Here is an 11723-nt window from a genome sequence, read left to right on the forward strand (position 1 = left end):
GGATATTAAAAATAACAAAGAAGCCCTGTTTATTCAAACAGGGCTTCTTTGTTTTAGTCATTTGCATATCTGCACATCTGAAATCCGCACATTCGCAAGGGGCCGGGGGGCGTCTTACCTCCAATACCCTCTGTGCCATGCATATCCACGACGAACCGGGTGCCAGTATCCGCGTACGTAAGAACGGCCGGGACGAGAATGAACATAATAACCGTTAATGTAAGTATATCTTCCGCCGCGCCATATCCATTCGCCGGGTACCCAGTAGGCACCGGCGTAAGGAGCAGGAGGGCGTACATATACGGGTTCGGCAGGGCGGTCGGCTACATAATAATCAGCAGCGCATGAAGTGAATAAGGTGCCGGTTATGGCTAATAATAATCCTATTTTTGCTATCTTTTTCATCTGTAAATGTTATTTCTGTTATACTATTACAGAATTTTTGACACCCACAGATTTAAATAGTTTAATTATTTCGTTGCAAATTTATCGGCTATTACCAACTCTTTGCTACCTGGAGTGTATTTGTAAAAACCACTTCCCGATTTTACGCCTGTGTGACCGGCAGTTACCATATTTACCAACAAAGGACAAGGGGCATATTTTTGATTTCCGAAACCATCGTACAGTACTTTTAAAATGGCCAGGCAAACATCAAGGCCAATAAAATCTGCCAGTTGCAGTGGACCCATCGGGTGGGCCATACCCAGTTTCATTACCGTATCTATTTCTTCCACACCTGCAACGCCCTCATACAACGTGTAAATGGCTTCGTTTATCATGGGCATTAAAATGCGGTTGGCCACAAAGCCAGGGTAATCATTCACCTCAACAGGGTCTTTATCCAATGTTTTTGCCAATTGCATAATGGTAGCTGTGGTTTCATCTGTAGTAGCGTATCCTCTTATTACCTCTACCAGTTTCATTACAGGTACCGGGTTCATGAAGTGCATGCCAATCACATTGCCGGGGTTTTTAGTTACGGCTGCAATTTGCGTAATGGATATAGATGATGTGTTGGAGGCGAGTATAACCTCGTTGCTGCAAATTTCACTCAGTTGTTTAAACAGGTTCAGTTTTATTTCCCGGTTTTCTGTGGCAGCTTCTATTACCAGATCGGCCTGGGCAGCTCCTTGCTTTAAATCGGTAAAGATCTCAATACGTTTTAGGGTATCGGTTTTAAGTTGTTCATCAATACTGCCCTTTTTTATCTGACGGTCAAGATTGTTGGTAATAGTTTGTATTGCCTTATTTAAAGCATTATTATCAATATCAACTAAAGAAACATTAAAGCCATGCTGCGCAAAGGTATGTGCAATGCCATTGCCCATAGTACCTGAGCCTATTACCGTTATATTTTTCATAATGAAGTAGAGGGTATATTAATATTAAAATTAACTTTTCTTTGGAAATAATGCGTTACAACGATAGATAATTTCCGGCTTCAATTATTGTTTTCTTGGTAACGTTATCATAAGTAGGGATGTGCCCAATTTCGTTAACGCCAGAGTAGTTAAGGATATAGGTTTTAGAGTAAATATCCTTATCGCCATTAAATATGATCCCCATTACCGGGATGCCATACTGTTTAAGCGTAAAAAGTGATAACAAAGTATGGTTAATACTGCCCAGATAGTTTTGAGATACCAGCAGCACTTTAGCATTTAACTGTTTGATCACGTCTATGATCATCAGGTTATCATTCAGCGGAACCATCAGTCCCCCGGCTCCCTCAATGATGAGCTGGTTGTCGGTTTCCGGAAGGACGAAATTTTGAGCATCGATCACTATTTTATCCATAGCCGCTGATTTATGCGGAGAATAAGGCTGTGTTAAACGGTATGCTTCCGGATGAAAACGTGAAATACTGTTTGATACCAGGCTTTGTACTTTTATCGTATCGCTGGTTTCAAGATCCCCCGATTGCACAGGCTTCCAGTAATCGGCTTTCAATTTTTCTGTTACAATTGCGGAAATAATTGTTTTACCGATTCCGGTATCAATACCGGTAATAAATATGGGCTGTTTAGCAGACATTTATAAACTGATTAATTGTAGAAGTAAGTTTAATTATTTGGTTGGTTGTATTGTAGGCGTGAAGGCATATTCTTATTCTCTCTGTTTCTGATGCAACAGTAGGACTGAGTATGGCCCTTACGTCTAACTCCTCAGCTTGCAAAATGTTTGCCAATTCACGTGCCTTGTTATTGCTTTTAAGTATAATACACTGTATTGCGCTATCACTTGTGCGTAAAGGATAGGTTTCATTTACATTAATTTCTTTTTTAAATAACGTAATGTTTTTTTGTAGTTGGGAAATTTCTTCCCCGGCATTGTTTAAAAACGCATAAGCCACTTTTATAGCGGCAAGCTGATGAAAAGAAGTTGCCGTAGTATAAATAAAGGAGCGTGCGAAGTTGATGAGGTATTCTCTTAACAAATTGCTGCCTAATACAATGGCTCCATGACAGCCCAGCGCTTTACCAAAAGTAACAACGGAGGCAAAAACGCGGCTTTGTAAACCCAGGTGACCAATTAATCCGGTAGGATACAAACCCACCGCGTGTGCTTCATCAACTATTAAATGAGCTCCGTATTTTTCTGTAACATTTAGCAAATCCATCAATGGAGGTGTGTCACCATCCATTGAATAAACACTTTCAACAACTACATAGCAATTGCCCTTGGCGTGCTTTAGCTTGTCTTCCAGACTATTTAGGTCGTTATGTTTAAAGCTGTACCTGTTTGCATAACTTAAACGCGCTCCGTCAATTACAGAGGCGTGTATCAACTCGTCAAGTATAATGGTATCGCCGCGCTGGGCTAATGAGGATAATAAACCCAAATTAGCATCATAACCGGAATTGAAGAGTAAGCCCGCTTCATATTGATGATGAGCGGCTATTTGCTTTTCAAGTTCTTCCGTATAATTGAGGTTGCCCGAGATTAATCTTGAGCCTGTTGATCCATTGAGGTTGGCCGAATTCTTTTGCAACTCTGTTTCGATATTATGCTTTAAAGCTGCTGAGTGTGCAAAGCCGAGATAATCGTTAGAGCAAAAATCTATAAGGCTGTTTTCGGGCTTTAAAGATCTGTATGCACCTGACGAACGTCTTTCCTCCAGTTTGTTTTTGATATATATTTCGGCAGATGTCACAGTGAACGATTTCTGCAAAAATAAAAAAAGCGGCGCTAAGCCGCTTTTTATTATTAATTAATTTTGCGAACCGCCTCCTCCGCCGCCTTGTCTCATCCTGTCGGCCATTTCCTGTTGCCATTTATCAAAAGCAGTAGCTTGTTCTGGTGTTAAAACAGCTTTAACTTTTTCGTTAGTTGCTTTTCTCATAGGCATCATGGCTTCGCGCATTGCAGCTCTGTCGCCATTGGCAGCTGTTCTTACGCTGTCCATTTTTGTTGCCTGGTCTTTGTATATGGCGGTAATTTTAGTGGTCTGATCATCAGTCAGCTTAAGCTGGGTCTGTAATCCTTTGGCCATCTCTTCAGGGCTTCTTCTCATACGGCCGCCTTGAGCATGGCTTGCTGCTGAAATCCCGATCAGGAAACAGCACATCAACAAAATTTTTTTCATAGCTTTTTTAATTTTTTTATGTTTTAAGGTATGATAAAGATATACCCTAAAGGTTTAAATAAGCTGATGTAACTTAATTGTTGCTTTGCTGTAAGTTTGATATAGAACGCTGCATTTGGGCCATCATACTGGTAAGGCTTTCCATAGTAGGTTCAGGTGTTGGTTGCGGCAATTGAGTTGATATATAGCCTTTAGCTTTCCATATTTCTAAAACATCTTCGCCATTTATTTCGTAAGGCTCATATACCGGATTATCAGATATCAGTTTAAGCTTTTTATTTTCCTTGAACTTGTTACCGATACGTTTATATACTACACCATCATTTTTTGATATCACTACATAGGTTTCGCCGCTTTTAATGTCGGCCCAGTTTTCCAGGTACTCACCTATAATAATATCACCCGATATAATAGGTAGCATAGAATCTCCTTTTATTTCAAAGGCCCTGAAAGTACCTTGCTTAAACATGGGTAAATAAAACTTAGGCAATTGCGATACATATTCCGGATCGGCATAGCCATTTAAATAGCCGGCGCTTGCCTTAAGCGGTACCATTTCAATATTTTCATTGTCCTCTTTATCAACAGAAATGCTAAGTATCCGAAGGTTGGCCGGGTTGCCTTTAGGTTTTGGCGCCCATTTTTCATCAATGGTTTCGTTGATAAAATCATCAATAGTAATGTCAAAAAACGATGCTAATGTTTTTAGTAGTTCGTATTTTGGTTCGGCACGTTCTTCTTCATATGCGCCTACTAATGAACGTTTTATACCTAATTGATCGGCAAATTGTTGTTGGGTTAACCCTTTCTTTTTGCGGAGGAACTTAATATTTTGTGAAATTATTGACATAAAATTTGCATTTGCTAAAATTATTAGTAATTTTATGCTCATAAAGTTAGTAATAAATATTTGTTCACCAAAATTTTTATCATAAAATGAAGCGTTTTATATATATCATCACCGACAGAAACAGGAAAAACTTACACGTTGGCTTATGCGCCGATCTGGTTAAAACGCTGCAATTTTATAGCGATATGCCTACCTTGTTTTTCGACAGCGCACAGCAGCTCAATCGTTTAGTGTATTTTGAAGAGATCAATACCGAAGAGCAGGCGATGGAGCGTTTTAAAGAGGTAAGTACTTATACACGCCCGCAAAAAGAAAAAATGATCAGACCGGTTAATCCTGATTGGATAGATCTGACCATTGGTTTGAAATTTGAAAATGGATTACGCGTAAGGCCGCAATTGCGCCCATCTGTAAGTACTAATCGCCGCGCTGTTACTTTTTAATAAATTTTAAAGCACCGGAATTCATGCAATACCTTTTACCCCCACGATCGGCGGGGCCATCGTCAAAAACATGACCCAGGTGTAAGCCTGTACTTTTTTCGATGACCTCATCACGGCTCATGCCGTAGCTGTCATCATGTACTATAGCAACTTTTTTAGGATCAACAGCCTTAACAAAGCTCGGCCATCCTGTGCCGCTGTCAAATTTATCGTCAGAGCTGAATAATACTTCGCCTGTGGCAGCACTTACGTAAACACCTTTTTGGTGGTTATTCCAATACTCATTTTTGTAAGGTGGTTCTGTTCCGCTTTCAACCATGATATGATATTGGTTTGCCGTTAAGGTCTTTTTCCATTCTGTAGCTGGTTTACTCAGCTTTCTATTGGCATTCTGTCCATTACTGTTTTGGCAGCCAAAGGCTGTTAAAATACATAATACTGCTATTACTAAAACTGATCTTTTCATTTTACTGTAATTTAAATAATAGTAAGGCGCTATGCTTTACTGTTATACATTAGTCGTAAAGCAGGTATTTACCTTACAAGCTATTATACTTTAAATACGTAATCTTATTTTTAGCAGTTTGTCATGCCTCTGTATATTAAATGGCTTTTGGTTTAGGCATTAAAACCTTATTTACAACATGAAGTACACCATTGCTTTGTTCAATGTTAACACGGCTGATGATGCTTTGCCCCCCGGTTTCATCTTCTAATACGATATTGTTATTGGCATCAATTTTAGCGATGAGCTTACTGCCCCCCAATGTGGTAAAGGTTACTGTTCCCTTATGTTCGTTTATTCGCTTTTGGATATCCTTTGTGCTGAATTTTCCGGCAATAGCATGGTAAGTAAGCAGGTGGGTAAGTTCCCAAACATGTGCAGACCGGGCAAGAGAATCAAGCTTACCGGGCTGCAATTTTTCAAAAGCCTGATTAACCGGGGCAAATACGGTAATAGGGCCCTTACTTTCGTAGGTTTCGGTTAAGTTGGCTGATTTAATAAAATTATAAAACAAAGACAGATCTTTTGATGAGGCTATGTTTTTAACAATATCATTTTTTGGCTGCATGCTTCCGGCGACAGTAGTATTTAAGGTGTCTAAAACGGCAGTACTATCTGTTTTATTGATAGTTTGTGCAAACACAGCAGTACTAAAAAGAAGAACGATATTTAGAAGAATTATTTTTTTCATACCAAATGGTAACATAGGGGATTATAATTGCAAAACTACTTAACTTAAAATTGGTTTTAAATAAAAAAAGCGACACATAGGCCGCTTAAGTTATTAGGTTACAATAAGATTACCAGCCTGGTGTAAAGCCTAAGCCAAATACGGGTTTAGTTACATCGGTACGGTTAAAGGGAATTGCTAAATAAGGCTCCAGCACAAACGCACCAAATACGTTTATTCTTAATGAGACACCTGCACTTAATGCCGGAACCCTGCCGTATTTAGGTTGTGTAACCGGCTGTCCGTTATCGTCAAGTTGTGGAGTACCATCAGGATTCAAAACATTTTCCTGGCCTATAACTGGTGGGTTTTTCTGGAAATAGATATGCTCGCCGGCATTCCAGGCTAATCCCGCGTCAAAAAATAGGTTAAGGTCGGTAAACAAAAATTTTGATTTGATCATAGCCAATTTTTCAGGACCTGTAAATGGTAAACGTACCTCAAAATTAAACACCGCTATACGGCTGCCCGATAATTGATCAATAGTAAAACCATTGGTTGCCGTTTTGCCGTTATTATAAAACGTTTGCCCTTCATAACCGCGTATATAAAACGGATAACCAACATATAAAGGATAAAGCCCAATAGCATTATCACCTAAACGGCCATAGCCGTAAAATCTTGCTGCAAAAGTTACTGGCTCTACACGTACATATTTCCGGAGATCAATAGTAGGAGCAAAGAACCGGTAAGTACCAAAGTTATATTCAGCCTCTAATCTGTACCTGAAACCATTGAGAGGCGATGTTACCCCGAAAAAGGAATTATCGCCAATCAAAGCGGTTGAGATCTGAAACAGCGAGTATGACCTTAAATTAGTACTGATTAGGTCTCCTTCTTCTTTATTTGATATCTTTTTTCTGTCTGATGATAAGTAAGTGGTGCTTATCTTTTGGCTGTTATCGGCATTGGTAGTAGTATCCAGTCGGTAAAAATCGCTATATCTGTCAACCCGGTACGTGTTGTAGGAAGCACCTGCTCCAACTTCAAAACGGGTAGTTTTGGAAATAGGATAGGAGGTGAATACCCGGGCAGCATCCTCAAAGTTCCGGATGATATCAATATTGTCTGACAATACTATTTGATTTTTACCACCTACATTTTGCGTTGGGAAGGTGCGTGTTTGCAAACCAAACTGATAAGGGATGTGCGATATCCCGAAGCCGAGATTCCAGCGACCCGTTTGGTTTACATAGGTGATAGCCGCGCCGGAGTCATATATCTGCCCGTTAACAGAAGCCGCGGCAAATATCTGGTTACGGCCTAATATATCGCTGAAAACGCCTTGTATACCGCTTGATAAACTGGTGCCGTAAAAGCTGCTCACGCCTACACCAATACCGCTGCCAGCCAAATAATCAAGTTTGAATTTAGGCTTGTACGCAATGTTTACTACCGAATCGGCAGGTATTTTTTTATAAGCGAGGTAGTTGTTCAGGTTAGAGTTGATCAGATCAACACCAACAGCGCGAGGAGGGGGCAGCATAGCCGCATTAAAGTTTACATTGGTCGCCTCTAAAGTTGCAGGCTTAAAGTCGGATGCTTTGGCATTGTACAAGGCATATTTTTGAGCTCGGTAGTAAGAGTAAACAATATCGTCATGATTAGATATGCTCAATGCGGGCGAGTACTCTGTAATACCGCAAATGCCGGTAAACAGATCGGTCATCTGCTCAATTTTTCCGTTGCTTAGCGTGTAACGATACAGGTTACGGAAACCATCCCGGTTTGACAGGAAATATACCTGTGAACCATCCGCAGAATATTGCGGGTTCAGGTTATTGGCCCCGTTAAATACTTTTATATCGGTAATTTTTCCGGTAGCGAGGTCAAGCTCGGCCAGGTTAAAAGGGATGTCCTGCTCTAACGACTGATCATAGGTTGTTCTGTCGCTCGAAAAAATGATCTTTTTACCATCCCTTGAATAGCTTGGCTGATAATCGGAATATTTATCATTGGTAAGCTGCGTAACTTTTTTGGTATCAAAATTATAGGAGTACAGATCGCCCTGGCCTTCTGATAATCCCTGAAAAGCGATATCTTTACCATTAGGCGACCAGGACAGGTTACTAAACTGCTGGGCTTTTTCCATCGATACATCGTCTAACGTTCGGCCACTGGCCACATCAACAACAATCATGCGGTTACGCCCCTTACTGAATACGCTGAACGCAAATCGCTTACCATCCGGCGACCATGCACCTGCCGATTCTATAAAATTAAACTCATCAATATGCGTGTTGGAGACCTTGCTGGTGAGCTTTCGTAATATGCGCCCGTTATGTGCATCGGCCAGGTAAAGGTCGATAGAGAACAGGCTCTTAGCTGATAAGAATGCCACGTAATTACCATCTGGGCTCACCGCCGGCGCCACTACCAGATCGCCGCCGGTTTTGCTATCTACCAGTTTAAGGCCTACAGGTTTTTGAACCGTATCTTTCAAATAAGGTTTATAAGTGCTCTCAATAGAGTTTTTCCAAAGACGCGATAACGTTTTATCATCATACCCAAAAGTGCGTCTGATGCCGTATTGCAAGCCGTAACGCGCAGTGTTTTTAAAGAAAGGTACAATTACCGTATCGCCATAGGTTGATCCTAAAAATGACCAAAAAGCCTCGCCATAACGATAGGGGAAGTACTTACTGCTTTCAGTAAGATCGCGTACTGTTGGTATATCATGATTTAGATAGGCATCGCGCATCCACATTGCGGTGTATGAATCTTTTTTGCCTAAGGAAAGGTACTCGGCCATACCCTCAATCATCCACAAGGGGATATTATTTATATTATCAAAGCTTTCGTTCTCTCCTCCTTGCAAAGCCCGGTATTGAAATGCGTGAACCAATTCGTGCCCGATAACGTGCCGGGTGGTTTGGTTGGTTTCCATAACCGGCATTACTACCCTGTTTTTCAAACCTTCGGTAACACCGCCGGTTCCAACACCAATTTCGCCATCAATGGCGGTGGTCTGCTGAAAATCGGGATGGTTGGCGTATAGGATAATAGGGTTGGCAGTCTTGAAGGTATCCCTGAAAATTTGCTGGTGCAGTGTATACCATAATTCACTTTCCTGGGCAAAGCGCTTTACCATACTATCATTTTTTAAGTAATAGTAAATTTCAAAGTGAGGTGTCTTATAAACGTTGAATTTTAAATTCTTGTAACGTACTTTATTTTGCCCAAAATATTGAGCACTTGCACCAGTGCTTATCAACAATGAGCTAACAAAGCAAATCAATATGATTGTGAACCTTTTAGCCTTGGTTGATAAGGTGTAACGTTTATTCATAATTTAACTAATAGATATGGCTAATTTAATGAAATAGAATATTATTGAAACAAATTACTATTAATTACCGGTTAAAAAGCAAACCGGTAAGCAGTATTAGCTTACCGGTTGAGAATTTTAATGATATATTATTGATAATGAGTTATCTATGGTGTTGGCGGAGTGCTTTCAGGATTTTCCTGGGTTGGAGCCGAGGTTGGCAATACACCGGTTGTATCAACAGGGGCACTTGTACTATCGGTTGATGTGGTATCGGCAACTATTCTCGGCGACGGACAATTATACTCTTTAGTTATTTTAACCCAGGGTTTAGGGAACGGCCCATAAGTATAACCCAATTTGGTATCAGCATATACCTTTTCCATAAAGCGGCCAAAAATTGGCAGGGCTGTATGTGATCCTTCGCCGCTTTCTGATGTGGTAAAGTGTACGCTGCGGTCATCTGCACCTACCCATACTCCGGTCACCAGATCTTTAGTGATACCCATATACCAGCCGTCTACATAATCTGAAGAAGTACCTGTTTTACCGCCAATCTGGTTGTCTTTTTTCCATAAGCCCGGATATTCCCATAAGGCCTGTGAGGTACCTCCAGGTTCTTCCATACCACCACGGAACATGTAAAGCATCAGCCAGGCGGTCTCCTCACTTATTACGCGTTCTTTTTTCAATTCAAACTCTTGCAATACATTGTCCTGCTGGTCTGTAATTTTTGTAACTAATATTGGATCTAATTTTTCGCCTTTGTTCAGGAAGGTACTGTAAGCCCTTACCATCTCAAAAACAGATACGTCATTTGATCCCAATGATACCGATGGAACCGATTTCAGCGGGCTTTCAATACCGCATTTGTGGGCGTATTCTACAATTTTATCCCAACCCACTCTTTCGGTCAGTTGCGCTGTTATGGAGTTTACTGATTTACCCATAGCCCAGCGTAATGACATTTCACGGTATGAAAAGTTGAAATCGGCATTGTTGGGCTGCCAAACTTCATCCTTACCATTATCCTTGTATTTAATGGTCACCGGTTTATCGGTAAACTTATCGCAAGGAGTAAAACCATTGTCTAACGCGGTTAAATAAGCAAATGGTTTAAATGTAGAGCCTGCCTGCCTGCGCGATTGGTTTACGTGGTCGTAATTAAAAAAGCGGTGATCAATACCACCTATCCAAACCTTTATTTTACCTGTTGATGGTTCCAGGGTCATCATACCCGTGTTCAGGATACGTGCATAGTATCTGATGGAATCGACAGTAGAAAATGTAGTATCTTGTTCGCCATTCCAGGTAAAAACGGTCATACGTTTTTTCTTTTTAAAGTACTGCTGTATCTGCGTGGTATCGCTGGCGTATTTCTTTTCAAGCAGTTTATAAATAGGTAGTCTTTGCTCGTTCTTCAAAATGAAATCTTTGATCTCTACACCTTTTGAATCGCGCCACGGGTTTTTATTTCCCCATAAGTTGTTGAAGCGTTTTTGCAGCATCTTCATCTTTTCGGCAACAGCTTCTTCGGCGTATCGCTGCATACGCGAATCAATAGTGGTATAAACCTTAAGCCCATCTTCGTACAGGTTATAATCATTGTCCTTACACCACTTGTCGAGCCATTTTTCAACCGCGCGGCGTAAGTATGAGTCACCGTGCGAATCTTCTTCCACATAACTCAGATCAAGCTTGATAGGCTTTTTGGCACTGGTATCATAGCCTGTTTTGGTAAGGTAACCATATTTTTCCATCTGACCCAAAACGGTGTTGCGGCGTTCAAGCGCCCGTTCAGGGTATTTGATGGGATTATAGCTTGATGTTGCTTTGAGCATACCGATGAGAAGGGCAGCTTCTGCTGGGGTAACCTTATCTGGCGTTTTATTAAAGTATTTTAACGATGCCGTTTTGATACCGAAGGAATTATTGCCGAAAGGTACCGTGTTAAAATACATGGTTAGTATTTGCTCCTTGGTATAAACGTGCTCTATTTTAAAGGCGGTAAGCCATTCCTTACACTTATAAACCATCGTACGGATAACCGGTATACGCTTTACAAATCCCTGCGATTTTCTTTTACGCGTTTCAAAAAGGTTTTTTGCCAGTTGCTGGGTAATGGTACTACCGCCACGGCGTTCGCCTTTAGCGGTGGAAAGCACGCTGGTAAAAAATGAATAAAAATCAACCCCGTGGTGCTTATAAAAGCGCACATCCTCAGTGGAAATAAGCGCGTTTACCAGGTTAGGTGAAATGTTTTTTAATTCTACCGGCGAGCGGTTTTCTTTATAATACTGGCCTATTAGTTTGCCGTCGGCAGTGTAAACTTCAGACC

11 protein-coding genes are annotated in these 11723 nt (G+C 40.8%); 1 reads left to right on the forward strand and 10 read right to left on the reverse strand.

Going from position 1 to position 11723, the window contains the following annotated elements:
- Positions 1-114: 114 nt before the first annotated feature.
- The 6 genes from AAGC65_RS07385 to AAGC65_RS07410 form a co-directional block, all read right to left on the reverse strand.
- Positions 115-405: a hypothetical protein gene (locus tag AAGC65_RS07385; protein ID WP_343111789.1), complete on the reverse strand. Its 291-nt coding sequence runs from the start codon at positions 403-405 to the stop codon at positions 115-117.
- 65 nt (positions 406-470) lie between these two features.
- Entirely contained in the window at positions 471-1364 is an 894-nt protein-coding gene (locus AAGC65_RS07390) for a 3-hydroxybutyryl-CoA dehydrogenase (protein ID WP_343111790.1), read from the reverse strand.
- Positions 1365-1419: 55 nt separating this feature from the next.
- The gene (gene bioD / locus AAGC65_RS07395; protein WP_343111791.1) at positions 1420-2037 is read right to left on the reverse strand and encodes a dethiobiotin synthase; all 618 of its coding nucleotides are present in this window, start codon (positions 2035-2037) and stop codon (positions 1420-1422) included.
- Positions 2027-3157 (reverse strand): 8-amino-7-oxononanoate synthase, encoded by a 1131-nt coding sequence (locus AAGC65_RS07400; RefSeq protein WP_343111792.1) that lies wholly within the window; start codon positions 3155-3157, stop codon positions 2027-2029. Before AAGC65_RS07400 ends, bioD begins: the two co-directional genes overlap by 11 nt.
- A gap of 57 nt (positions 3158-3214) precedes the next feature.
- Positions 3215-3589 (reverse strand): hypothetical protein, encoded by a 375-nt coding sequence (locus AAGC65_RS07405; RefSeq protein WP_343111793.1) that lies wholly within the window; start codon positions 3587-3589, stop codon positions 3215-3217.
- A gap of 73 nt (positions 3590-3662) precedes the next feature.
- Positions 3663-4439 (reverse strand): LexA family transcriptional regulator, encoded by a 777-nt coding sequence (locus tag AAGC65_RS07410; protein WP_343111794.1) that lies wholly within the window; start codon positions 4437-4439, stop codon positions 3663-3665.
- A gap of 86 nt (positions 4440-4525) precedes the next feature.
- Here AAGC65_RS07410 and AAGC65_RS07415 point away from each other — a divergent pair, with 86 nt between their 5' ends.
- Positions 4526-4882: a GIY-YIG nuclease family protein gene (locus AAGC65_RS07415; RefSeq protein ID WP_290321200.1), complete on the forward strand. Its 357-nt coding sequence runs from the start codon at positions 4526-4528 to the stop codon at positions 4880-4882.
- Here AAGC65_RS07415 and msrB read toward each other — a convergent pair.
- The 4 genes from msrB to AAGC65_RS07435 form a co-directional block, all read right to left on the reverse strand.
- Positions 4872-5348 (reverse strand): peptide-methionine (R)-S-oxide reductase MsrB, encoded by a 477-nt coding sequence (msrB, locus tag AAGC65_RS07420; protein ID WP_343111795.1) that lies wholly within the window; start codon positions 5346-5348, stop codon positions 4872-4874. The two genes, AAGC65_RS07415 and msrB, sit on opposite strands and share 11 nt — an antisense overlap.
- A gap of 136 nt (positions 5349-5484) precedes the next feature.
- A complete protein-coding gene (locus tag AAGC65_RS07425; RefSeq protein WP_343111796.1) occupies positions 5485-6078 on the reverse strand; it encodes a fasciclin domain-containing protein in 594 nt (197 codons plus the stop codon).
- Positions 6079-6187: 109 nt separating this feature from the next.
- Positions 6188-9406 carry a tolB protein precursor gene (locus AAGC65_RS07430; RefSeq protein ID WP_343111797.1) on the reverse strand — a complete coding sequence of 1073 codons (3219 nt, stop codon included), beginning with the start codon at positions 9404-9406 and terminating at the stop codon, positions 6188-6190.
- Between the two features lie 146 nt (positions 9407-9552).
- Positions 9553-11723: transglycosylase domain-containing protein (locus AAGC65_RS07435; protein WP_343111798.1), on the reverse strand; the 2171-nt coding region annotated here is incomplete at its 5' end.

This window comes from Mucilaginibacter sp., assembly GCF_039207105.1.
GTDB lineage: Bacteria > Bacteroidota > Bacteroidia > Sphingobacteriales > Sphingobacteriaceae > Mucilaginibacter.

Bases quoted from the DNA above. Each gene is read 5' to 3' on its own strand.
- AAGC65_RS07410 (WP_343111794.1), bottom strand. From the start codon at position 4,439: ATGTCAATAATTTCACAAAATATTAAGTTCCTCCGCAAAAAGAAAGGG.
- AAGC65_RS07405 (WP_343111793.1), bottom strand. From the start codon at position 3,589: ATGAAAAAAATTTTGTTGATGTGCTGTTTCCTGATCGGGATTTCAGCA.
- AAGC65_RS07390 (WP_343111790.1), bottom strand. From the start codon at position 1,364: ATGAAAAATATAACGGTAATAGGCTCAGGTACTATGGGCAATGGCATT.
- bioD (WP_343111791.1), bottom strand. From the start codon at position 2,037: ATGTCTGCTAAACAGCCCATATTTATTACCGGTATTGATACCGGAATC.
- AAGC65_RS07425 (WP_343111796.1), bottom strand. From the start codon at position 6,078: ATGAAAAAAATAATTCTTCTAAATATCGTTCTTCTTTTTAGTACTGCT.
- AAGC65_RS07415 (WP_290321200.1), top strand. From the start codon at position 4,526: ATGAAGCGTTTTATATATATCATCACCGACAGAAACAGGAAAAACTTA.
- AAGC65_RS07430 (WP_343111797.1), bottom strand. From the start codon at position 9,406: ATGAATAAACGTTACACCTTATCAACCAAGGCTAAAAGGTTCACAATC.
- AAGC65_RS07385 (WP_343111789.1), bottom strand. From the start codon at position 405: ATGAAAAAGATAGCAAAAATAGGATTATTATTAGCCATAACCGGCACC.
- msrB (WP_343111795.1), bottom strand. From the start codon at position 5,348: ATGAAAAGATCAGTTTTAGTAATAGCAGTATTATGTATTTTAACAGCC.